Below are 24285 nucleotides of genomic sequence, written 5' to 3' on the forward strand. Positions count from 1 at the left end.
ACTACTCAAGATTATTTTTCTTAAACCAATTATCAGGATCCTTTTTCAGGTTTTTTACGATCTCCGGCAAGGTATCCAGAAGCCGGTGTTTAGGCTCCCAACCTAAAACTTCTTTAGCCCTGGTGATATCCAGTTCATAATGATCTTCTGTACGATCTATCATCCATGGCTTTATAAAAGGATCTCCCACCAGATCCCGCGCCCAGGCACCAGCTTTTGCCACAGGTTTGGGCATTTCATAAGTTTCCCATTTTTCGCCGTGAAGCAGTTTCCCTATTTTATCCTGCAATTGCTTGTAAGTTGGACTTGTTGGTTCCCCAATATTAATTGCCATTTCATTGGGAATTTTATCTCTGCGTTCCACCGTTTTTTCCAGGGCATCAAGAACATCTTCGAGATGTACAAAAACATCTCCGCTGTTCATGTCTCCGGAATAAAAATGACTAATAAAATCTTTTTCGTAGATCCTTTTTATTTGTTGTGTAACGGGAATGGAATGTCCCATTTCATTATAAGCGCCTCCAACCCGAAGAAATACTGTTGGAATATCACCGTTTTCATTTTTAATAAGATCCTCTGTCTGGATTTTTGATTCCGGGTAACCCCAGTTTGCTTCCACAGGACAGTCTTCATTTATTTTCCTGCCGTGCTTAGTAGGTTTGTAAATAAGATCTGAACTGGAATAAATAAACTGGCCCACTTCAAAATCCTGTAGTTGTCTTAGGAATTTTCTGGTTCCCTCTACATTAATTTTATCATAGGCAGGACTATCTTTTGTATTGAAACTATAAAAAGCTGCAAGATGAATCACTGAAGCTATTTTGTTCCCGTAACCATACCTTATGCGCTCCATGGCAGCATCTATGGCATGTTCATCTGTAATATCAAAATTCACACATTCAGCCTTAAGCGGCGGATAAGGAGGGCCAACTCTATCCAGGCCTATAACACGATAGTTTTTCGCCAGTCTTTCTATTAAAGGATAACCTATAAGTCCACTGCTACCGGTAATAAGAACAACTTCTTTATCTTCGATACGTGCCCCTTTTTCAGGGTGATCTATAATTTTATCCATAAATTGATTGTTTTTTTGGCTGATTTATAGTTTACCTGAAATTAGTAAAATGTTTATGAAGCTCCCGAAATACGATAATTTTTAACAAAATTATAAGGAGAAACAGCCACCGGAAAAATTACGCATTGGATTTCAAATTTCCCTCTCCGAAGTATATCATAATTGTATCGTCAACCTAAACCCGATTCAGGGTTTTTGTGAAAAATTATGGATATTCCAGGTATAGGAGATGCTGAAAGAAAAGAGGCTGACGAAAAGTGTTCTCGTCAGCCCGAACTATTTTAGGATCACCTGAAAAATAACGAGGTAACCGGATGAGTTTCTTAAATAAATTAAGAATGACGTATTTTAAAAAATTTGGACTGCCTTTTTCAAATTAATTTTCAGTAAGTACCAAACCTATAACGGAATATTGCCATGTTTACGGTCTATTCGCAGAATTTGCTTTTTTTCCAACATAGCAAACGCCTTTAGCAATTTTCGCCGGGTATCCCGGGGCATTATTACCTCATCAATAAAGCCACGTTGTGCTGCCTTAAACGGATTAGCAAATTTTTCGGCATATTCTGCTTCTTTTTCTGAAAGTTTCACTTCAGGATCTTCAGCCTCTTTAATTTCTTTTCTGAATATAATTTCACTCGCTCCCTTGGCTCCCATTACGGCAATTTCCGCAGTTGGCCAGGCGTAATTAAGATCGGCTCCAATATGCTTACTGTTCATCACATCATAAGCCCCGCCGTAAGCTTTCCTGGTGATTACCGTTACCCGCGGCACAGTTGCCTCACTAAGGGCATAAAGCAATTTTGCGCCATGAAGAATTATCCCGTTCCATTCCTGATCGGTTCCCGGTAGAAATCCGGGAACATCCACTAATACCAGCAACGGAATATTGAAACAGTCACAAAAACGAACAAAACGTGCCGCTTTTTTAGAGCTGTCTACGTCCAGAACGCCTGCCAGGCTCATCGGCTGGTTAGCCACAATTCCTATACTTCTACCGCCAAGCCGCGCAAATCCTACAATAATATTATCGGCGTAATTTTTATGTATTTCAAAAAAAGAATCTTCATCAATAATTCCTTTTATCACCTCATGCATATCATAAGGTTTATTAGAATTATCTGGTACCAATGTATCCAGGTTTTCCCGTATTTCATCCCCTAATTCATAAGGCAAATTTTCGGGAGTGTCTTTATTGTTCTGCGGAAGATAGCTCATGAGAGTTTTGATATCTTCCAGACAGGTAATATCATTGGGAGATGTAATATGCGTAACGCCCGATTTTGTGGAATGTGTACTGGCCCCACCAAGTTCTTCTGAAGTCACTTCTTCATTGGTCACCGTTTTTACAACATTTGGGCCGGTAACAAACATATAGCTGGTATCCTGAACCATCAGTGTAAAATCTGTCATTGCAGGAGAATAAACCGCTCCGCCGGCGCAAGGACCCATGATAGCAGAAATTTGCGGAATTACGCCCGATGCCTGCACATTTCGGTAGAAAATATCTGCATAACCACCTAAAGATTTTACGCCTTCCTGAATCCTTGCTCCACCGGAATCGTTCAAGCCAACAATGGGTGCGCCAACCTTCATGGCATGATCCATAACTTTACAGATTTTCTCCGCATGGGTTTCAGACAAAGCTCCGCCAAAAACAGTAAAATCCTGCGCAAAAACGTATATCAATCGGCCATTTATTGTTCCGTAACCGGTCACTACGCCGTCCCCATAATATTGTTGTTTGTCCATCCCGAAATCTGTGGTGCGATGGGTTACCAGAATTCCAATTTCCTCAAAAGAACCTTCATCTAAAAGATAATCTACTCGTTCTCTTGCAGTTAATTTCTTTTTATCGTGCTGTTTGGCAATTCTTTTTTCACCTCCTCCTAAATGGGCCTGTGCAACTTTATCTTTTAATTTTTCTATGTTTTTGCTCATTTTCTACAACTTCTGGATTTTTAATTCTAAATGTGAATCTCGAATTTATTCTGGTAAGCGGACTAATTTCTGATCTTTCAAATATTGTTTTAAAGCAATTATACCTGCCAATTTTGCTTCTTCTGCTATCTTATCCTCCATCTTTTCTGCGGAATAATATTTCTTCACAAAATGGGTGTCAAAATTTCCACTTCTGAAGGCTTCATGCTCAAAAACAAACTTTCCAAAAGGCAGTGTGGTCATTACTCCTTTAATTTCATAATCATCAATAGCCTTTATCATTAATTGAATAGCCTCTTCCCTGCTTTTCCCATAAGTAACAAGTTTTGCCAGCATAGGATCATAATAGATTGGCACTTCCATACCTTCTTCGAAACCATCATCAAGACGAATATTTTTGCCCCGGGGGCCACGATATCTTTCCAGCTTTCCAACACTCGGCATAAAATCTTCCATAGGATCTTCAGCGTAAACCCTTAACTCTACCGCGTGCCCTTCAATCTTCAAATCTTCCTGTGAAAACTGAAGTTTTTCATCCCGTGCCACTTTTATTTGCTGCTCTACAAGGTCTATACCGGTAATTAGCTCCGTAACCGGGTGTTCCACCTGCAAACGGGTATTCATTTCAAGAAAGTAAAAGTTCTTTTTTTCATCCATCAGGAATTCCACGGTTCCGGCCCCAACATAGTCACAGGCTTTGGCAACTTTAACGGCCGCCTCTCCCATTTGTTTTCGAAGCTTTTCATCAAGAATTACTGAAGGGGCTTCTTCCACCACTTTTTGGTGGCGCCGCTGGATGCTGCATTCCCGCTCAAAAAGATGAAGAAAATTGCCATGGGTATCTGACAATACCTGGATTTCAATATGCCTTGGCGAGCCCACATATTTTTCGATAAAAACCGAGCCGTCTCCAAACGCAGATTCGGCTTCACTTATCGCACGCTGCATTTGTTCTGACAGGTCTTTTTCTTTCTCAACAACGCGCATTCCTTTTCCTCCACCTCCGGCGGAAGCTTTGATTAAAACAGGAAAGCCAATATCCCGGGCAATTTTTTTTGCTTTTTCAACATCTGTAATGGCTTCATCTATGCCAGGAACCATGGGAATATAATATTTTTTTACCGCATCTTTCGCGGCCAGTTTACTCCCCATAATATTAATAGCCTTAGAACCAGGACCAATCCAAACCAGACCATTTTTTTCCACCTTTTCGGCAAAAGCAGCATTCTCACTTAAAAACCCGTAGCCGGGATGGATCCCGTCCACCTTTAAATCTTTGGCTACTTTAATAATTTTCTCTCCCATTAGATAAGACTCGTTAGAAGGCGCTTCTCCAATGCAAACGGCCTCATCGGCAAATTTTACATGTGGAGAATTTCTATCGACTTTAGAAAAGACAGCCACGGTTTTAATTCCCATTTTTTGCACAGTTTTCATAATGCGCAAAGCGATTTCTCCCCGATTGGCTACTAATATTTTTTCCATCTGTAATTATCTGTTTTTGAAATAGTTCGTCCGGCTACTGTTTATGGTTTACTGCTTCTTATAATTCCTGAAATAAATCTTGAGGTTGAAGATCCAGGCATAAAGGCTTTTACTAAATTATAAACTTCTAACCTTATGCCTTTACAACCTTTTCACTCTTGTCTTATCTATTCCAGTTCTATCAATAACTGATTTTTCTCCACGCCCTGTCCCTTTTTTACATGAACAGATTTTATAACTCCAACCCCGGGAGCAGTAAGGGTATTTTCCATTTTCATGGCTTCCAGTACCAAAAGGGTATCTCCTTCCTGCACTTCATCTCCTTCCTGTACATTAACATCCAAAATCAACCCGGGCATAGGTGCTTTTATATCATTCATCAGTTGGGCAGAACCTAAAGACAAGCCCATAGCTTCAATTAGCAAATCCAGCTCATTGGCTATATCTACTTCATAAATGTTTGAATTAATTTTTACACTATACTTTTTGCGGTTAAAATCCGAATTTAAAATTTTGGCTTTAAAAGAGCGATTGTCTTTTAAAACATGAAATCCCGATGCCGAAACCTGTTGCTGATCTAGGGTTTCAATTTCCTCCCTGGTAAATTCAAAATCATAGGAAGTATTGACCTTGATCTTATATATTTTTTCCATATTTCTTAATTAAAACAGAATTTTGAAAGCTTATTTCGTAAATATAGAAAAAGTTCAAACTTTAATTGAAGGTTTCTAAGTTTTTAGAATGTTCTGCTGCTAAAATCAAAAACATCGGGGCAAACTCACGAGGTATGGACTAGGAAGCAATTTTAAAATTTCGAGGCAGGCCCTGCGGACTTAAAACCCTCAATGAGAAATTAAAAGCCGCGAGTGCAACAATTTTTTTATAGAAGCACTCGCAGCTTTTAGGTAGTGATAATATTTATATGGATTGAAAATTCTTAGCTGAATTCTTTAATATCCTCACCAAGGTCATATATTTTTGTATGTTCAAATTTATTTGCCAGAATGCTGCTTCCGGCTGCAGAACGATAGCCGCCGGCACAGTGTACTACTATAGGTTTATGAGAAGGAATTTGGTGCGCTTCATCTCTTAGTTCATTTAGCGGCACGGTAAAAGCCTCTTCAAAAATTTTCCCATCCTCCAACTCGCTGTTATTCCTGATGTCTACAATGGTATAACTGCTTTTATTTTTTCTGAAATCTTTCAGGTTGAACTTATCATTCTTTTCGGAAACTTCAGCAGAAAGAGTTACAATTCCCTTTAACTGATTTTCATAGCCGATTTTTGCAACTCTTTCCAAAACCTCATCAAACTTCTCCACGCTTTCTAAAACCAGATAAAATGCTTCTTTTGGTTTAACAATTGCACCCAGCCAGGTTTCAAATTTGTCCTTTTCTGAACGTGCCATAATATTAAAACTGTTAGGCAAATGGCCATTTTTAAAGAGTTTTTCATCACGTGTATCTATTACTAAAATATCTTTTTCCACTTCGGTTACCATAAGGTGGAAATTAGCAACAGCCATGGTTTTCTGCACATTTTCAGCCCCGGAATTATTGATATCAACATTATATCCAAAATAATTAGGAATAAACGGCTGATCTTTCAGTATTTCTTCTACAAACTCTTCTTCTGTCTGCTCGTTAAAAGCCCAGTTTCCCTGGCGCTCATTTCCTAAAGTACCGGAGGAGTCGCTGCTCATATTTTTTCCGCATAAAGAACCTGCGCCATGAGCAGGATAAATCAAAGCTTCATCTGGAAAATTTTTAAATTTCTCCTGAATGCTATGGTACATTTTTTTGGCAAGGTCTATTCGTTTCGCCTTTTTATTTCCGGAATCTTCACGTAAATCAGGTCTGCCTACATCTTTAATAAAAAGCGTATCACCTGTAAAGAGAGCCATTTTATCATCATTTTCAGCCACAACAGTGATGCTATCAGGAGAATGTCCCGGCGTGTTTATGGCTTTAAAGGTGATACTGCCCATTTTAAAGCTGTCTCCTTCATCAAAAGATTTGTGTTTATAACCGGCATCCACCATTTCGCTTACATAAATATGGGCACCAGTTTGCTGATGTATTTGCAGGTGACTACTTATAAAATCTGCGTGAGGATGCGTTTCAAAAACGGCTACAATTTTTACCTTCTGTTCTTCTGCATATCGATAATAAGGCATGGGATTCCTTGCCGGATCCACTAAGGCCATTTTTCCATCGCTCACAATGGCGTAAGAATAATGCGCCAGCGGATCGTCTTTAAATTGCTTTATGTTCATTTTCGTGTAATTTTAGTGATCTGATTTTTCTTGGTGGTTATTATTTTTTCTGAAAGGAAAAGTAACCTGGCTCCTGAAATCTTCCGGAAAATCTTCATCACCTTCAAAACCAAGTTTAATATTTTTTCCGTTCTGCGGAATATAGGCCGTGCCGAAAAGATAATCCCAGATGCTTAAGGAAAGTCCGTAGTTCATACCGTAAGGCCGGTCTTGTGGCAAATCCCGGGAATGATGCCAGATGTGCATTTTAGGATTATTGAAAATATAGCCGAAGATGCCATAGTTCCAGGCCAGATTTGCGTGGTTCAAATGCCCGATAAAAACGCTGAACATATGCACCACAAAAAATTCCTGTATCCCAAAACCAATCATGGCCAGCGGAATATACTGCAAGGTTTTATAAATAATGGTTTCCATAAAATGAAACCTGAACTGTGCCGCAAATCCCATTTCCTTTACACTATGATGCAATTTATGAAACTCCCATAACCACGGCTGCCGGTGCAACTGCCGGTGAACATTCCACTGGATAAAATCTGCTATTATAAACATGAGGAGTAATTGCGCCCAAACCGCAAAATTCTGCACATGAAAAGCTATGATGTTTTCTATCCCGAAAAGCCCCAGAAAATCATTAAATAACTCCACGCCCACATTGGAAAGTGCATTGTAACCCACCAGCGAAAATATGAAAAAATTAAAGAAAATGTAGAAGGTATCCAGCCAAAAGCCTTTTCTAAAAATATTTTGGTCCTTTCGCCACGGAATAATGATTTCCAGTGCCCAGGCCAAAATGGAAAGGCCAATAAGCCAGTAAAAATAATTTGTCCAGGAAGGATTGGTAATTTCCTGCACCAGATAATTAAAATATCCGGTAAAGGAATCTGCTATTATTTTTAAATATTTCTCCAACTCGGATCAGTTTCTAAGACAAAAATATGGATTTCGCTGATTTCGGGCAGTAAGTTTTACCAGAATCAGAGGAACACTTTGAAGAAGAAGAATAGCAGGTTTAGCTAAATTCTATGAGCTGCAAATAATGGTTGCGGCCAAAAGTGAGAAAAAACAGGTGATAACCAAAGAAGAAAAACATCAGAAATGCTAAAAACAAGGAATTTACATCGTACACCGCATCCAGATAAAAAAGGAATATAGCATTGACCAAAGCAAGCGGCAACAACCATTTGGAAAAAACGAACCCGGTAAGTTCCACAAGTTTTATATCGTTTTCTCCAAGTTCAAAGTCAAGTTTACGGCTTCCGCACCAATCCAGCTTTGCCTGCAGGGAATGCTTTCCTGTTGAAACAACAAATTCTTTTATCTCACGATCTTCAATACTGTCCAATAACTTTCCGTCTAAAAGAAGCTCCATGGAGCGCATTTTATTCGCCCATTCAGAATTTCTTTTTACTATAAGTTTTGCCATATCTATAAAACTATCTCCCAGAAATTGTCTTAATGCTAATGTATTATTTGCTTTCGAAAACTGGTCACGAAATTATAAAGAAACAAATTCGTCCTGACCTTTTAAGATTAATTCTCACTACCTCACCTCATCTAACTTTTAACTTACTCCTCATTCCCTATTATTTTGAAGTTTTTTAGGTTATTGTATTCTATCCTTTATCTGGAGATTATTCTTTGTTTCAACTCTTTCCATTTGTTTTAAGATATTATTCTCAAAAACAAACTCAGTTGTAACTAAAAAGCTCTTAATCTTTTCCGTATAATATAGTTTTTCTATTTTTTCAGCTGGGGTTTCCTGATACAAGCCTTTGTTTGTAGGAGGCCCATATTGCTTTATAAATTCTTCTTTAGAAACACCTAAATCATCAAATGTGGAAAATTTGCTTGTTTTCTGTGCATCTAAACCATATTGCACAGATGTGCAGGATTGTATAGAGGTTAGGGTAAGCACTAGGAGAATAAAGCTGCATTTCAAGATGAAATCTTTAACGCCAAATATAAAATTTCTGTTTTTCATTCATTTTTGATTTTATGTTGATCCATGTAAAATTAAATTCTGAACCTTTGCTTTTTGAACAACAATTATTTAAAAAGTGCCCGGAAGCATAAATATACAATTAAACCCGTACTTGATTCTAACCGTAAAGATCACTATCAACAATACTGCCAGTATAGGAAATTACTTATTAGATCCTATTTGCCACCTTTTAAATTGGATTGAAAATTCTGTAATAATAAAACTATCGCCACCTGAACCCGATCACCATAAAATTATTGATATCTAAAATCTGCTAGATGCTGAAACCAGATCAGCATGACCTCAATCTGAATACTTACCCATTATTTCCTTTCTTCCACTTAATGAATAGAACAATTTTCAGGCTACTTTAAAAGCTGTACTTTTAGGGCTTTAAAATTCTTTAAATGAAGAACAGCATTTCTGTTTTATTTGTAGTTATACTCACAGGCATTTTTTCTTTCAGCAGCTTCGCCCAGAATCCTGATGTTGATATAAAAAAGTATGATTTTTCACTTCAACTAAATGATGAAAATGACAGTATTTACGGCCGGGCTGAAATTGATTATCTCCTGAAGAACAATGCAGAAAATCTAATTCTGGACCTGGTAAGTCCCGATGCTTCCGGGAAAGGAATGAAAGTAGACAGCATCTTAAGCGGGAATCAAAATCTTCGCTTTACTCAGGATGCTGAAAAGTTGAAAATTTCAGCAGTGAAAGATTCGGGAGAAATAGTGTTTTATTATCACGGCGTACCACAAGACGGCTTGATAATTGGCCAAAATAAGTATGGCGACCGCACTTTTTTTGGAGATAACTGGCCTAACCGTGCCCATCACTGGCTTCCTACTATAGATCATCCTTCAGACAAGGCTTTTGTAGACTTTAAAGTCACCGCGCCATCCCATTACCAGGTGGTGGCAAATGGAATTTTGAAGGAAAGCACCAATCTTCCAGATGATAAAACCTATTATCATTATAGTAGTACAGTACCCTTGCCTACGAAAGTTATGGTTATAGGTGCGGCGGAATTTGCCGTGGAGCACCTGGAAGAAATCCACAATATCCCCGTTTCAAGCTGGGTCTACCCCGAAAACAAAGAAGCCGGTTTTTATGATTATGAACAAGCTAAGGAAATACTGGAATACTTTATTGAAAACATAGGACCTTTTCCGTATAAAAAGCTTGCTAATGTTCAATCTACTACGCGTTACGGCGGAATGGAAAATGCCAGCAACATTTTTTATTCGGAAAATTCGGTTAAGGGAGACCGCAGTGCCGAGTTTCTTATAGCACACGAAATTGCGCACCAGTGGTTCGGGGATTCTGCTTCTGAAACCGATTGGCCGCAACTATGGTTAAGTGAAGGCTTTGCCACCTATTTTACTGATCTTTATGCGGAAGCGAAATACGGAGCGGAAAAACTGGATGAAAAGTTACTGGAAGAAAAATCGAAAGTGATAAACTTTAGCCGGCAGGCCAAAACTCCGGTTATAGACACTTCGCAAACCAACCTTATGCAGCTGCTAAATCCAAATTCTTACCAGAAAGGCGCATGGGTTTTGCATATGTTGCGCCAAAAAGTTGGAGATGAATTTTTTTGGGAGGCCATCAGGAAATATTACGACCGGTATAAACTTAACAATGCTACTTCTGAAAATTTAAAAGAAGTTTTTGAAGAAGTTTCAGGAGAAGAACTGGATGTTTTTTTTGATCAATGGCTAAGGCAATACGGCCACCCGGTTTTAAGAATTGACTGGAATTACAAAAACGGAAAAGTAAGCTTCAATGTGGTTCAGCAACAAAAGAACAACTTCAGTTTTCCCATGGAAATTCAACTGATTTATGCCGATGGTTCTTCGGAAATTAAAAATTTCAGCATAGATCAAAAAAAGGAAAATTTCAGCTTTAAAAATTCGAAAAAGCCTGAGGAAATCAAGCTGGACCCAAATGTTAACCTTTTGTACGAAGAAATTGCAAAATAACAGAAGGATTATTTATTCTCAAAATTCCACCAATCTTCCTGTTTAAAATTTTCTCCCAAAGTATATGCCTCTCCTATTTTAGGTGAAACATATTGCTGACCGGTTTTCTCTGCCGCAGTGCTAAAGCGCTTTACAGGCTCATTCCATAAAAGCAAGATCAAAAGGTCCGAATTTCTCCCCTATTTCCTTAAACTGATCGCTGTAACCGGAATCTGCACCCACGAAAAATTTATAATTTTCAAACTCTATAACAAAGGAAGACCATAAGGTTTGAAAACGGGTAAAGCCACGGCCGGAGAAATGCCTTGCCGGAGTTGCTGTTAACTTCAGATTTTGATTTACTTGATGATCTTCCCACCAGTTAAGTTCGGTTATCATTTCAGGTGCTATTCCCCAATATTCAAGATGTGCGCCCACTCCAAGCGAAGTAACTACCTTTTTTACTTTATTCTTCAGCTTTAGGATGCTGGGATAATCCAGGTGATCGTAATGATCGTGTGTTTGTATAAGTAAATCGATCTCAGGAAAATCCTCAATTTCATATTTATCGGCTCCCGGAAATGATTTTCCGAAGAAACTAACGGGAGAAGCATTACCGCTAAAAACAGGATCCACAAGAATTCTAAAACCTTTAAAACCGATAAAATAAGAGGAATGGCCAAACCATACAATTACGGGTTTATCTGAACTAAGATTTTTAAGATCTGTCTTAATATTTGGTAATTCTGCGGAAGGTCGAACAGATTTTGGCCTGGTAATAAATTCCTTTAAAACATCAAAAGTTGAAGCATCCTTCGGACTAACCTCGGTTGGCTGAATATTCTGAAATTTTCCGTCTTTGTAGTTGAAGGATTTCTTAATTCTCTCAAGCCGCTCCCCTTCAGGCTTAATGCCTATTGATCTTTTGAAATCCGCTATTCCTGCCAATGTCTCTGTAGTTTGAAAAATTAGTCCTTCACCTCTTCAGAATCTTTTTCCAAAACTTTAATCATTTTAAAAGATTTCATAAGATGAAAAAGCCCTGGTAAGATAATAAATCCACCAACAATGAGTGAGATTCCCAAAGTAGAAATTACTGAATCCGGAGCCACACCTTCAAGTATGCTCACCTCTTCCCCTGCAGTAATAATAATGTACGGATAATGGGCATACAATGCGGCAGATAAAATGAAGATTACCTGCAGGCCTGCCAGATAGCGGCTTCCTATCCTGTTTTGCTTATTTATAGAACGCCACAATGGAATGAGTAAGATACCGGAAAGCACTACAGCAACTATTGAAACAGGATTAGTGATAAAATCTTCAATAAAAGCAACATCGGCCAGATAACCATAGGCTATGAGAATAAAACCAATTACCACCAGTGTTATGGTAAAAATACGTGACTTACGGCTGTACATTTTTCTAATCTTCCCTTCACTTTCCCCAATTAGCAGAGTAGAAGCCAGAAAAGCACATAAAGCAGCATAAAAAAGACCAACCAACAGAGAAAAAATATTTGTCCATGGATTTATAAAAATTTCCAAAAAGGAACGTTGGGAATAATCATCGATCAGGATAATTTCTCCGCCTATTAATGCAGAGAAAGACATTCCCAGAAAAATGGGTGTGATAAGGCTGGAAATACGAAACATCCCATTGTATAAAGTCTGGGATTTGTCCTTTATTGCATCATAGTGGCGGAAGATAAAGGCAACACCGCGCATGGTTATTCCCAACAGCACCAGGGTGAGTGGAATGTGCAAATGAATGATTATGATATTGAAGTAAACCGGAAAAGCAATCCAGAGGATCACAATAAGGATAATTAGCCAGATATGATTGGCTTCCCATACAGGACCCATTACTTTATAAATGGTGTCCCGGTTAATCTTTTTATTTTCCCTGGAAGAAAAAAGCTCTACAATGCCGGCACCAAAATCGGCACCACCTAAAAGCACGTAAAGAAAGAAGGAAAACAGCGTAAAAAATAAAACTACGTATAACATAATTATTCCGTATCGGCATTTAGAACTTTAATTTGTCTTTTCATAAGCCATGTAACCGTAAAAGCCAGGGTGATGTACACCATCAGGTACATGTAAAAACTAAATTTCATTCCGGGCATTGGGGTAACCGCTTCTTCAGTTCGCATAATTCCGTAAATAATCCACGGCTGCCGGCCTACCTCGGTCACTACCCACCCGGCTTCAAGAGCGATGAATCCCAATGGGGCCAGCAACATAAAAAACCACCAGTATTTCCGACTTTCCATCCAGGATTTTTTCTTAAGGCTGATAAAGTAAAAAAGCCCGGATAGCATAAGCAAAGTACCTATTCCCACCATAGTCTGAAAAGCGTAGTGTACAATAGCAACCGGCGGAAGTACATCATCGGGAAAATCGTTCAAGCCTTTTACTTCGGCATCAAAATCACCAAAAGCGAGGAAAGAAAGTGCATTGGGTATTTCGATTTTATGACTGACTTCTCTTTTTTCCTCGTCAACAATACCGCCGATATATAAAGGAGCGCCTTTTTCAGTTTCATAATGCGCCTCCATAGCGGCAAGTTTTGTAGGCTGCCTTTCGGCTACATCTTTGGCTGAAAGGTCGCCACTTAAAGGTTGCAAAATAGCAGCTATTCCACCAAAAAAGGCCGCAATTTTAAACGCCTGTTTGTGAAGCTTGCGATTGTTGCCGCGTAAAATCTGAAAAGCATGAATTCCCGCTACGGCAAAACTTGTAGCCACAAAAGCTGCCAGTGTCATGTGCAACGCCTGGGTAAACCACGCGGGATTAAGCAGTGCCTGTACGGGGTCTACATTTACAAATTCACCATTTACATAATCAAAGCCTGAGGGAGCATTCATCCAGCCATTGGCAGAAACCACCAGGATTCCTGAAGCCACACCTGAAACGCCAATTATTATCCCCGTAAACCAGTGGAATTTCTCCGGAAGTTTATCCCAGCCGTAAAGGTAAAATCCTAAAGCAATGGCTTCTACAAAAAATGCCGCTCCTTCTAAAGAAAACGGCATTCCTATAACAGGACCGGCGTGTTTCATAAATTCCGGCCAGAGCATTCCAAGTTCAAACGAAAGTGCTGTACCGGAAACGGCACCGGTAACAAAAAATATGGCTACGCCTTTAAGCCAGGCTTTGGTTAATTTTAAATAAAGAGGGTTTCTGGTTTTTAACCATTTTCGATGGGCCACTACCATAAAAAATGGCATAACCATACCGATACAGGCAAAAATGATATGAAATCCTAAAGTGAAGGCCATCTGCAGGCGGGCATAATCTAAATTCTCCATGTAAAAGATTAAAACATGTGTGTAATAATTTGAAAATAAATGCTTTGGCTTTAAAAAACGAAGCTTCTAAATTCTCCATAAATTTAGATAAAAATTCAAGGGTGGCATGAGGATTTCTTAGGGAATTATTCAGGTTCTGGCAAATAAATTTCTCAGGTAAAAAGTAAAACTACAGCTAAATAAAAGAGATGCGAAATTGAAAAATTAGTACTTTATCTTCTCTGGAAAAAGGAAGTTTCCAGAAGTATTTTACAAGGTGAAGATTTAGAAAATGATGTTTTTACACGGGCCTCCCGCAGGAAAAATTCCCGAAAACATTACCAATTTATGAATCTGCCATTACTGCAAATTATTTTAGCCCTACCGAGTCATAAACCTGCACCCTTTCCCATAAATCTGAAGATTCTTCGATAAAGGTAAGATGCGCCGGCTCTTCCTGGTATTTATTCTGAATTTCTTTTGAAGGAAAAGTAAGTATAAGAGAATAAGTATAAGAGTTATCTACCACCTCTCTGGGGGTTTCTGCCGGAACACCAATAAACTTTGTATTTGCATATTGGCTATTATCCAGGAATTTCTGCAGAGAAGTTTCAAATGCCTGCCGGTCTTCAGCATTATCAGGATTTTTGAGCCAAAAATATACTACATGACTAAAATTTTTATCAAATTCGGCTTTCTGTTCCTGCCCAAAGCTGATTTGTGTTGCGCTCACGAATATTAAAATGAACAATGGCTTTAAAAGTTTTTTCATCCTGAAGATTTTTATGAAGATGAAAAATACAAATAATTTTAGCCAGGAAAAAGGAAAAAGGTTTGTGAGTCTGATTTTTAAATTATGGACCATTTTCAAACCGGAATATATGATCCGAAATAATATTTTATAACTTGCTTCAATAAATTTAATGAAAATAAGGGATGTACCCCTTCCATTTCCCGTCCTGCCGCTTTTATATCTTTACTCCATAATCTTCCTTTTCTTCGTATTATTGTAATTTTCGCCATGCCAACCGCAAAGTATATATTACCCGTCATTGTTTTTTCTCAATTCTGCTGTACTTCGCTGTGGTTTGCAGGAAATGCGGTAATGCCAGATTTGCTGCGGAATTTCAATGCAGCGCCTTCTACACTTGGAGATTTAACTTCTGCCGTGCAATTAGGATTTATAAGCGGTACTCTTCTTTTTGCAATTTTTAATGTTGCCGACAGGTTTTCGCCATCAAAAGTTTTTTTCACCTGTGCCATACTGGGCGCTCTTGTTAATGCCGGCATAATGTCTCAGTATAATAGTGTGGAAAGTCTGCTGCTCCTGCGTTTCCTTACCGGCTTTGCACTGGCGGGAATTTACCCTGTAGGAATGAAGATAGCTGCCGATTACTACGAGAAAGGTCTCGGAAAATCTTTAGGTTACCTGGTTGGAGCTTTAGTTCTGGGTACAGCCTTTCCTCATTTGCTAAAAATGTTTGCCACCATTGCAGCGCTACCCTGGAAACTGGTAATTTTTGGTACTTCTACCCTGGCTCTTACAGGAGGCATTTTAATCTTACTGTTTATCCCGGACGGGCCCTACCGGAAAGCAGGATTAAAAAAAGATTTTTCGGCTGTACCTGTTATTTTCCGGAATATAAAATTTAGGGCTGCAGCTTTCGGCTATTTTGGACACATGTGGGAACTTTATGCCTTCTGGGCTTTTGTTCCATTTATACTGCAAAGCTATGCTGCATTACATCCCGGTATAAATTTTAATATTCCATTGCTATCATTTTTAATTATAGGATCCGGCGGATTGGCCTGCATAGCGGGTGGATACATTTCAGCTAAATTCAGCTCCAAAAAAACCGCAGCCACCGCACTATTTATCTCGGGCTGCTGCTGTCTACTCTCTCCATTACTATTAATACAGGATTCAGCAAATATGCTTATCATCTTTTTAATTATCTGGGGGCTTACAGTAGTGGCAGATTCGCCATTATTTTCGTCTTTAGTGGCAGGCAATGCCCCGGCAGAAAACCGTGGTACGGCTCTTACTATAGTAAATTGTATAGGTTTTGCCATTACAATTGTAAGTATTCAATTGCTGAGTTATTTTTCTGGGATTATTTCTTCGGAATACCTGTTTCTCATGCTTGCCCTGGGCCCTATCCTGGGATTGCTGGCTTTATTTAAGAAGAGCAAAAATGACCAAATTTCGTAAGTCAGATTTCCCGGTTTGCAGTAGTCCTGGAACTTCCAAGGGCAAAAGCGGTAAAGAGAGAAACCACCCCAATGGAAATATTTAGATAAGCGACTGCCCGGTTAATATTGAGCAAATTTATAAGAAGATCCTGTATTCCGGGAATAAACCATAAAACACCTACAGCAAGCAGGAGAATACCCAGAAATAGATTAAATTTATAGGAATTTCCTTTAATTCCCATCCACAATCCCACAATGCCTAAAACTATATGAATAACAGCATGCGCGATATTTGTACTAAAAATTTCAAAAGGCGGCGGATCAATTAGCCCCCAGCTCCCCTGAATTACCAGAAATCCACCTATTAAAATTGCATAAAAATTACTTACTCTTACCTCTCTGCTCATAATATAATTTGATTTTATTCTCGTGGGGGAACTTAAAAGTTAAGGTTATTACGGTACAGATAAAAATTTGGTTAGTACAAATTCTGTAGAAGCAGGGAACCCTAGGCCGGGCCGTCGGAAAATCTTATTGCATAAATTCTGTTTCTGAAAATTAGTTATCTTCAGCAAAATGAGTTTCATGAAATATTTCGCAATTTTAAGAGGGATAAATGTAGGTGGAAAACGAAAAATTCCCATGGCAGATTTACGGGAAAAACTGCAGAATATTGGGTGTCAAAATATTCAAACATATATCCAGAGCGGAAATATCATTTTCAACAGAAAAAAAGAAAATGATTTAATTCTTGCTGATCGGCTTGAGAAATTCATTTTAAGCACCTATGGCTTTGAAGTTCCCGTAATTATTCGGAATGCTGAAGAAATAAAAAAAAGTGTTTCTGAAAATCCATTCTTCAAAGATGAAGTTACCGCAGAAAGGCTGCACCTAAGCTTTTTAAAGAAAACTCCTGACCCTGAAAATATCCAGAAGGCGAAAAATGCCAGTTATGAGCCTGATGCATTTGAAGTAGTAGATAAAAATGTTTTTGTTTACTGTACCGGAAAATACAGTGATTCCAAGCTCACGAATAAATTCTTTGAAAATAAGCTGAAGGTTCCCGCCACCACCAGAAACTGGAAAACAGTTCTAAAACTCCTCGAATTCGCTGAAGAGGAATAAAAATTTTCATCTCCTGTGCCACCTGCGGGTAAACCACCATACCAGAATTTGCAAAAATCCTGTTAGCGCCACAGTTCCAAGAAAATGTTCAATTACAAGAAAAATTAGATCCGGATAGCCTCCCACAGCAAAGTAAGTATGGGACGTTCCACCGGAAACCTGCTGCACCATGAACATCAGAGCTCCAAAAATTAAAAGCAAATAGCCATAAGTTAGGTAGAACAAGGAATTGTGCTGCCTGCTCCACTTCCAATAAACTGCAAAGCAAATTATTATTATCCAGGTTATCCAAATGCTAAGCAAATTATTAAAAACAGTTGCGTCAAAAGCCTTTCCCTCTATACTTTGTAGCTGAAGGAAACTATAAACAGGGTAGCAGCATAAAGCCAGCAGAATAATTAAAATTATCCTGCCGCTTTTAGATCCTATTATATTTTTTGAAGTCTTTGTGCTCCCTTTTAAAGAGTTCTTCATTCGGAATATTTTTAAAATATTCGAAAGTCTTTGCGAAACCTTCCTCCCTCGAAACCAAAGGATACCAGTCTAAAATCTCAGCAGCCTTTGAAATATCAGGTTTTCTCTGTAAAGGATCATCTGCCGGAAGAGGTTTGTTGATTACCCTTTGGTCACTACCCGTTAATTCCAGAATTTCATGGGCAAGCTGATTGATGGTTATCTCCTTAGGATTTCCAATATTTACAGGATAAACATAATCGCTCATCAACAATTTATAAATTCCATCTATCTGGTCATCCACATAGCAGAAAGAACGGGTTTGGGTACCTTCACCAAAAATGGTAAGATCTTCTCCTCTAAGGGCCTGACCAATAAATGCAGGAATTACCCGTCCGTCATTCAGGCGCATTCGGGGGCCATAAGTATTAAATATACGGACAATTCGGGTTTCCAGGGCATGAAAACGATGATAAGCCATGGTTATAGATTCCATAAAACGTTTGGCTTCATCGTAAACCCCTCTTGGACCAAGGGTATTAACATTTCCAAAATATTCCTCGGTTTGAGGGTGTACAAGCGGATCTCCATAAACCTCAGAAGTAGAAGCTATTAAAATCCTCGCCTTCTTTTCTTTGGCAAGCCCCAATAGATTATGGGTTCCCATTGCTCCAACCTTAAGCGTTTGGATTGGAATTTTCAAATAATCTATAGGACTGGCTGGAGAAGCAAAATGCAGGATGTAATCCAGGGGACCGGGTACATGGACAAATTTTGTAACATCATGATTATAAAATTCAAAGTTTGGAAGCTCGAACAAATGTTCAATATTCTTCAAGTCTCCGGTTATTAGATTATCCATTCCAATAACCTCGTTACCCTCATTAATAAAACGGTCACATAAATGTGAACCCAGGAAACCTGCCGCTCCTGTAATTAGCACTCTTGCCATTATAAAATTTTAGATCCTGTTGAAATTTAATCTTTCCCAATAAACTTAAAGAATCGGCTTTCATTGCCATCCTTTAATTTTTCCTGATAAAGAAATTGAAGATCGTTTTCATCAAAGATGCTGAAAAATTTATCCCATTCAATATCTTCCAGGTTTTCTTCAGCATATCCGGGAAAATTTATTCGCAGCAAGCCGCCACCTTTTCCGTTATCTGTGGTTCCTTTTACCAAAGCTGGTTTTCCATCACGCTCTTCTACCCATTTTTTGATAGTTTCGTGATCTGTTGTTGTTTTTGAATCTTGAGTTGCCATAATTCTTCTTTTTAAATTATTTTTTCGTTTTCTTATTTACTTCATTCTTCCAGTCTTTTCCTACTGCGGAAAGAAATTCTGAATAATTCCACGTTTCCAGACTGGATTTAAGCTCTTCATCTTTCTGTGCAATATATGTTTCATCTTCAGGCATACCGGTTACCTTAAAACCGCAACTTCTAAGCATTGAAATTATTCCCTGATGATTTGGCGCCCACCAATTAGTGGGATCTCCCGCCAGTTTATTTTCAATAAATGCCATTTTTGGCCACGCGGCTTCCTTCATAGTTTCCCGTTTATGAAATTCCACATCTTCGGGCACTCCCATTTCTTCTTTTCCCGGAAGGGACAGGGTTTGAAAAACCATCATTTTTGTGGTTTTCTGAGAGAGGATATCCATGGCCAGCATTGGATATCTTAAATGGTAAAACACCCCCATAAACCAAACCAGGTCAAACTGCTCTTCAGAATGTGCAAAATCATACACCTGCATTTGCTTAAAGGTTATTTTATCATCCAACCCAAACTGTTTTGCGGTCCATCTTGCCTGTTTCAGGTAATGCTCATCAAGGTCTATACCGGTAACTTCAGCACCTCTTTTTGCTAGTTCTATAGAATAAAAACCCGCATTACAGCCAATATCGAGCACCTTCCAACCGGTTAAATCCTGCGGGACAGAGTCTTTAATATTTTTCCATTTAAAGGCAGGAAAATCTCCCAAGAAATGATTGGTAGCGGTTTGATTTCCATCCGGAAGATGAATATTATGAAACCATGGTTCCAGTTCTTTTATTTCTGCTTCAGTTGACATTTTTCTTTTGGTTTATATTTTTGAAACTTCAAGTATTTCCTGCACATAAGTTTCGAGTTCTTTAGCCCGGGCTTTAGCAGTATGATATTTTAATACCTTTTGCCGTGCGTTCTCTCCAATTTGTTTTCTTTCATCTTCATCTATAGAATTAAAATAATCTTTTACATCTGCCGTACTTCCTGCAATAAGAATTTCCTTATTGATTTCAAAAATACTGTCAATCCCATTCCAGAAATCAGAAATTATAGGAACTCCGCACGCAGCAGCTTCAAATAAACGCACGCTGGGTGAATAACCGGCTTTTATCATATCCTCCCGGGTTACATTAAGCGTGTACCGCTGGGAATTGTAGAAACCTCTATGCTGTGCGGGCGGTAAATGATCTATACGCTCCACATTTGAAGACCATTTATAATCTTCAGGATATTGTGGCCCTGCAACTATAAATTTTTTCTCCGGAAATTCGGCCGCAGTTTTATTCAGTAGTTCGCTTACAGTGGGCTGGCGATCTGTGCTATACGTTCCAAGATACCCCATCTGCCATTTATTTTCCAGGATTTCAGGATAATAAAGATCGGGGTCTACCGAGCAATACAGAGCACGTGCATTAGGCGAGTTGTAATTCTTCTCCAGATGATCCAGAATAGAACCTCCGGAAAAAGATAAGTACATATCGTACTTTGCAATTAATTCGGGATCTATATATTCATAATCCTTTCGCTCCAGTTTGGCAAGAGTTACGGGAGTATCAATATCATAAAAAGCAGTAACACCTTTGGCTGTTTTCACAGCCCAGTTACCTACTTCTACTCCCTGCTGCACATAAGATCCAACAATAACCACATCTGCATTCGCCACATCATTTCTATATTCTTCCTTAAGTTCTTCATTGGTTTTATACAGTCCCAGCCTGCAAAAATCTGGTGTGGGCATATCGCGGTTTCCGGCGTAATAAGGCACATCCTTTTCCAGGAAAAGAATATCATGCCCCAGGGCAGAAAGTTCTTTTAACAAACCACGGTATGTAGTGGCGTGCCCATTGCCCCAGGAAGAAGTTACAGATAATCCTATTATTACAAATTTCATTGCTCAGCTTTTAAAAGTTCTACACATCTTCAGATTGATTATGCAGTTTTCTGGAAATTACCGATTCCAGAAGTTCTGCCCTGTGTTCATAGGTGTGCTTCTCCAGCACCTTTTTATAGGCAGCTTTTCCTATTTTCTCTGCTTCTTCTAATGTTAATTCAGATAATACATTCTTCACTTCTTCCCCGCTTTTCACCACGATTATTTCTTCACCTGGTTCAAAAAAAGTAGCTATACCTTTCCAGTAATCGGTAATAATACATGCACCGGCACCGGCAGCTTCAAATACCCTGGTAGCCGGTGAGAAGCCATACCTGGCCATACTATCCCGACTAATATTTAAAACGGCCATGGGCGTACAATTAAATGCGTTATGATCTTTTGTATAAACATGCCCTACATAATCCACATTATCCGGCATTGGTTTATCTCCCCAACCACTGCCACCCAGCAAAAATTTATGATCCGGAAGATCTCCTGCAGGATTTAGAAAAAATTCTTCGACCCGTGCTTCCCGGTCCGGCAACCTATTGCCGAGAAATGCCAGTGTTCCTTCAAATCTTTTTTCAGCATCTACGGGATAATGAGTATCGGTATCAAGTGCATTGTAAACAGGAATACATTTTTGAGCACCGTTATTATTATAAGCGTCTATAACAGGCTGCCCACCACCGTATGTTAGTATAAAATCGTACTGCGGAATGAGCTTTCGGAAAGGATCATTTTCATCCTTCTCTATACGGTCCAAAGTTGCAGGAGCGTCCACATCCCAAAATATTATGAGATTATCCCTACTTTTCATTTTTGCAACTTCTTCTTCCAGAAATTCGTCAAAAGCTCCAACCCCACTTGCTTTTATAATAACATCAGATTCTTCCTGGGCCTTTCGCAGCAGCCCCCTTAAGCTTAGTTTGTCCTCCTGATACACTATAACATGACACCACTCAGGATCATCTATATCCCTGTGTTCCTGACGTTCCAGAATATCGGGCTCATAAAAAGTAACTTCATGCCCCATCTTGTGCAGGGCCTTTACAATTCCGCGATAGTAAGTTGCCGCCCCGTTCCAGTAAGCAGAAACTATACTGGAACCAAAGAATGCTATGTTCAATTTATCCTTTGCCATTTTTTAATTTCATTTTTTCGGCCATTGGAGACTCTATTTCATCAATTATTTTCTCGAGCTCATCCACTCTGTGTGCGCAGGTATGTTTACTCAAAATTGTATTGCGCCCGTTTTCAGAAAGACTTTGCGCCAGTTGTGCACTTTTCATAACCTCAGCTATTTTATATCCCATATCATTACCGTCTTTGGCAATTAGATAATCTTCGCCAGGTGTAAATAAGCCTTCGGAATCTTCCCATGGAGATGTTATAAGCGGAATACCACAGGAAAGTGCCTCAAAAGGACGTATAGTTGGAATGCCGGGAAGCATTTCAACATATGGCCGCCGGGGTACATGTACAGTTAGCTTGTATTTTGAAAAAACTTCAGGAACTTTATAATTAGGTAACCATCCGCCATATTCTATATTGGCATCTTCCAATGCTTTAATAGCTTTTTCAGGATAACGCACGCCGTAAACCTTAGCTTTTATTCCAAGCTCCTTAACAGGTTTAATTAGGAATTCCATCAATTCCCCGGTACGCTCATCATCTCCCCAGTTACCAATCCAAACCAGGTCTCCTTCTTTATCTTCATTACGATCTGGTTTAAAAAGCTCAGCGTCGGCAGCTTCATGCCAGGTCCAGGCCTTTTTGACCCAATTTTTTTCTGTGTATATTTTTTTTATGATCTCCCCAAAAACAAGAGCGCCGTCGTAATTGCTAAAATCGTATTTTGCCATGCTTTCTTCTTCTGAAACCGCACGGTGATGGGTATCATGAAAAAGTAATTTATAACCATATTGCTCTTTTTTTCTGCCTACTTCAGCAACCAGTTCAGGATCGTTCCACTCATGAACAATCACTACATCTGCCGTTCCTAAAATATTTTCATAATTCAGCTTTTTTTCAGGATTATAAAACTGGGGATTAAGGGTTGGATAATATTTGCGGAACTCATCCAGCTTTTCAGCTCCATGGTCTTTGATAAGGTTATTCAAACTCCATCCACCTTCGGGCTCATATACATCCACCTCATGCCCCCTTTTAATCAATTCTTTTACAATACCTCTTAAAAAATGAGCATTCCCATGGTTCCAGTCAGAATAAAGGGAATGGTAAAACATTACAAATTTCATAAGCTTGAGCTTAATTGGTTTAAATCAGTTTTCCGGCTAACAATTAACCTTTTATAAAGCGCAGCATACTCTTCTCCCATTTTCTGAAGAGAATATCTCTTAGATCTCTCTTTAGATTTGGCTGATAGCTGCTCCCTGTAATTTTTATCTTCTATAAGAGCCAAGATTTTGTTCTCTGTCTCCCGCGGATTTTCAGGATCAAAAAACGTGGCTGTTGCATCCCAAAGTTCAACTAGTGTATCAATATTACTTAAAGCAAGAGCACATCCTGCTTTTGCTGCCTCAAGAATGGCCAGTCCAAAAGGTTCATATTTGGTGGGACTGGCAAAAATTGCAGCACGAGCCATCAAATCCTTTGCCTCATTCGGCGATAATGATCCGAGAAAATGTACATTTTCGATTTCTACTTTAACCCCTGTATTTGGATCTGTATTGTTTCCCGCAATATAAACCGGCCATGGCAGGTTTTTAGCAATTCCGGAAAGAGATTTTAAGTTTTTTGCCTCATCCCATATCCTGCCCATACAGAGAATAAAGTTCTCTTTTTCTATTTCTTTTGAAAAATTTATCTCCCTGCCATTGTGGATCACTTCGGTTCGGCAGGAAATATTATGAGTATCTACCGCTTTTTTAAGAAGTGATTCGGTAGGACTTACCACTACATCTGAAGTATTAAGTGAATTTTTCACAATTCCTGTATAACGATTCCACGAAGCTGGTGCGCCGGTACCTTTTACAGCCTGCCACCAGGTTTGTACACAAGAATGAAAAACAGTTACTATAGGGCAGGACCAGAAATTATCAATATGTGCATAATTATTGAAGTGTACCAAATCGGGATGTACTGTTTGATAAATGGAGGTAATCCATTTATGTGCTTTTTGAACGTCCTCCCATGGATCCTGCATCCATTCCAGCTTATAATCGCTCTTATAAAGAACAACATTTGGCAAATGGAAAGCTTCTTTTTCCTGTGCTTCAGAAGGCCATGATCCCATTGCTGCAAGATGTACTTCAATATCGTGCTTAATTAATGCACGGCATAATTCTACTGTATATGTCCATACTCCTCCAACGGTGTCTGTGGTCATAAGT

Annotated in this window: 25 protein-coding genes; 3 read left to right on the forward strand and 22 right to left on the reverse strand. The window is 38.9% G+C overall.

Annotated elements, in window-relative coordinates:
• Position 1: 1 nt before the first annotated feature.
• The 8 genes from RM539_RS08550 to RM539_RS08585 form a co-directional block, all read right to left on the reverse strand.
• Positions 2-1075 (reverse strand): NAD-dependent epimerase/dehydratase family protein, encoded by a 1074-nt coding sequence (locus RM539_RS08550; protein WP_311502973.1) that lies wholly within the window; start codon positions 1073-1075, stop codon positions 2-4.
• A 399-nt stretch (positions 1076-1474) separates the two neighbouring features.
• Positions 1475-3016 (reverse strand): acyl-CoA carboxylase subunit beta, encoded by a 1542-nt coding sequence (locus RM539_RS08555; RefSeq protein WP_311502974.1) that lies wholly within the window; start codon positions 3014-3016, stop codon positions 1475-1477.
• A gap of 45 nt (positions 3017-3061) precedes the next feature.
• Positions 3062-4501: an acetyl-CoA carboxylase biotin carboxylase subunit gene (accC, locus tag RM539_RS08560; protein WP_311502975.1), complete on the reverse strand. Its 1440-nt coding sequence runs from the start codon at positions 4499-4501 to the stop codon at positions 3062-3064.
• Between the two features lie 167 nt (positions 4502-4668).
• On the reverse strand, positions 4669-5154 hold the full coding sequence (locus RM539_RS08565) for an acyl-CoA carboxylase biotin carboxyl carrier protein subunit (RefSeq protein WP_311502976.1): 486 nt from the start codon (positions 5152-5154) through the stop codon (positions 4669-4671).
• Between the two features lie 284 nt (positions 5155-5438).
• Positions 5439-6776 (reverse strand): MBL fold metallo-hydrolase, encoded by a 1338-nt coding sequence (locus RM539_RS08570; protein ID WP_311502977.1) that lies wholly within the window; start codon positions 6774-6776, stop codon positions 5439-5441.
• 12 nt (positions 6777-6788) lie between these two features.
• Complete coding sequence (locus tag RM539_RS08575) at positions 6789-7688, reverse strand: sterol desaturase family protein (protein ID WP_311502978.1); 900 nt, start codon at positions 7686-7688, stop codon at positions 6789-6791.
• Positions 7689-7788: 100 nt separating this feature from the next.
• A complete protein-coding gene (locus RM539_RS08580; RefSeq protein WP_311502979.1) occupies positions 7789-8202 on the reverse strand; it encodes a hypothetical protein in 414 nt (137 codons plus the stop codon).
• A 180-nt stretch (positions 8203-8382) separates the two neighbouring features.
• Positions 8383-8760, reverse strand: coding sequence for a hypothetical protein (locus RM539_RS08585; protein WP_311502980.1), 378 nt, complete (start codon positions 8758-8760; stop codon positions 8383-8385).
• 407 nt (positions 8761-9167) lie between these two features.
• Between RM539_RS08585 and RM539_RS08590 the strand changes: the two genes are divergently transcribed.
• Positions 9168-10745, forward strand: a complete 1578-nt coding sequence (locus tag RM539_RS08590) for a M1 family metallopeptidase (RefSeq protein WP_311502981.1) — start codon at positions 9168-9170, stop codon at positions 10743-10745.
• 8 nt (positions 10746-10753) lie between these two features.
• On the opposite strand, the gene RM539_RS08595 is transcribed toward RM539_RS08590, so the two are convergent.
• From RM539_RS08595 to RM539_RS08615, 5 genes are all read right to left on the reverse strand, one after another.
• On the reverse strand, positions 10754-10906 hold the full coding sequence (locus RM539_RS08595) for a hypothetical protein (RefSeq protein ID WP_311502982.1): 153 nt from the start codon (positions 10904-10906) through the stop codon (positions 10754-10756).
• On the reverse strand, positions 10884-11672 hold the full coding sequence (locus tag RM539_RS08600) for an MBL fold metallo-hydrolase (protein WP_311502983.1): 789 nt from the start codon (positions 11670-11672) through the stop codon (positions 10884-10886). The genes RM539_RS08595 and RM539_RS08600 overlap by 23 nt, the downstream gene beginning before the upstream one ends.
• A 20-nt stretch (positions 11673-11692) precedes the next feature.
• The gene (locus RM539_RS08605; RefSeq protein ID WP_311502984.1) at positions 11693-12733 is read right to left on the reverse strand and encodes a cytochrome d ubiquinol oxidase subunit II; all 1041 of its coding nucleotides are present in this window, start codon (positions 12731-12733) and stop codon (positions 11693-11695) included.
• Positions 12734-12735: 2 nt separating this feature from the next.
• Complete coding sequence (locus RM539_RS08610; RefSeq protein ID WP_311502985.1) at positions 12736-14037, reverse strand: cytochrome ubiquinol oxidase subunit I; 1302 nt, start codon at positions 14035-14037, stop codon at positions 12736-12738.
• Positions 14038-14386: 349 nt separating this feature from the next.
• Positions 14387-14788: a Dabb family protein gene (locus tag RM539_RS08615; RefSeq protein WP_311502986.1), complete on the reverse strand. Its 402-nt coding sequence runs from the start codon at positions 14786-14788 to the stop codon at positions 14387-14389.
• Between the two features lie 249 nt (positions 14789-15037).
• Between RM539_RS08615 and RM539_RS08620 the strand changes: the two genes are divergently transcribed.
• A complete protein-coding gene (locus tag RM539_RS08620; RefSeq protein WP_311502987.1) occupies positions 15038-16228 on the forward strand; it encodes an MFS transporter in 1191 nt (396 codons plus the stop codon).
• A 1-nt stretch (position 16229) separates the two neighbouring features.
• On the opposite strand, the gene RM539_RS08625 is transcribed toward RM539_RS08620, so the two are convergent.
• A complete protein-coding gene (locus RM539_RS08625) occupies positions 16230-16616 on the reverse strand; it encodes a DUF4383 domain-containing protein (RefSeq protein ID WP_311502988.1) in 387 nt (128 codons plus the stop codon).
• A 178-nt stretch (positions 16617-16794) separates the two neighbouring features.
• Here RM539_RS08625 and RM539_RS08630 point away from each other — a divergent pair, with 178 nt between their 5' ends.
• Complete coding sequence (locus RM539_RS08630; RefSeq protein WP_311502989.1) at positions 16795-17334, forward strand: DUF1697 domain-containing protein; 540 nt, start codon at positions 16795-16797, stop codon at positions 17332-17334.
• A 6-nt stretch (positions 17335-17340) separates the two neighbouring features.
• Here RM539_RS08630 and RM539_RS08635 read toward each other — a convergent pair whose 3' ends face one another.
• The 8 genes from RM539_RS08635 to RM539_RS08670 are packed head-to-tail and all read right to left on the reverse strand — an operon-like array spanning position 17341 to position 24281.
• Positions 17341-17808 (reverse strand): hypothetical protein, encoded by a 468-nt coding sequence (locus RM539_RS08635; protein ID WP_311502990.1) that lies wholly within the window; start codon positions 17806-17808, stop codon positions 17341-17343.
• Complete coding sequence (locus RM539_RS08640) at positions 17753-18739, reverse strand: UDP-glucuronic acid decarboxylase family protein (RefSeq protein WP_311502991.1); 987 nt, start codon at positions 18737-18739, stop codon at positions 17753-17755. The genes RM539_RS08635 and RM539_RS08640 overlap by 56 nt, the downstream gene beginning before the upstream one ends.
• Before the next feature lie 26 nt (positions 18740-18765).
• Positions 18766-19050, reverse strand: a complete 285-nt coding sequence (locus RM539_RS08645) for a hypothetical protein (protein ID WP_311502992.1) — start codon at positions 19048-19050, stop codon at positions 18766-18768.
• 16 nt (positions 19051-19066) lie between these two features.
• Complete coding sequence (locus tag RM539_RS08650; protein ID WP_311502993.1) at positions 19067-19861, reverse strand: TIGR04290 family methyltransferase; 795 nt, start codon at positions 19859-19861, stop codon at positions 19067-19069.
• 12 nt (positions 19862-19873) lie between these two features.
• On the reverse strand, positions 19874-20947 hold the full coding sequence (locus tag RM539_RS08655) for a CgeB family protein (protein ID WP_311502994.1): 1074 nt from the start codon (positions 20945-20947) through the stop codon (positions 19874-19876).
• Between the two features lie 19 nt (positions 20948-20966).
• The gene (locus tag RM539_RS08660) at positions 20967-22073 is read right to left on the reverse strand and encodes a CgeB family protein (RefSeq protein WP_311502995.1); all 1107 of its coding nucleotides are present in this window, start codon (positions 22071-22073) and stop codon (positions 20967-20969) included.
• Complete coding sequence (locus RM539_RS08665) at positions 22060-23190, reverse strand: CgeB family protein (protein ID WP_311502996.1); 1131 nt, start codon at positions 23188-23190, stop codon at positions 22060-22062. Before RM539_RS08665 ends, RM539_RS08660 begins: the two co-directional genes overlap by 14 nt.
• Positions 23187-24281 carry a glycosyltransferase family 4 protein gene (locus RM539_RS08670; RefSeq protein ID WP_311502997.1) on the reverse strand — a complete coding sequence of 365 codons (1095 nt, stop codon included), beginning with the start codon at positions 24279-24281 and terminating at the stop codon, positions 23187-23189. The genes RM539_RS08665 and RM539_RS08670 overlap by 4 nt, the downstream gene beginning before the upstream one ends.
• Positions 24282-24285: the final 4 nt, after the last annotated feature.

The sequence above is a fragment of the Autumnicola musiva genome (assembly GCF_031846585.1).
Taxonomy (GTDB): Bacteria; Bacteroidota; Bacteroidia; order Flavobacteriales; family Flavobacteriaceae; genus Autumnicola; species Autumnicola musiva.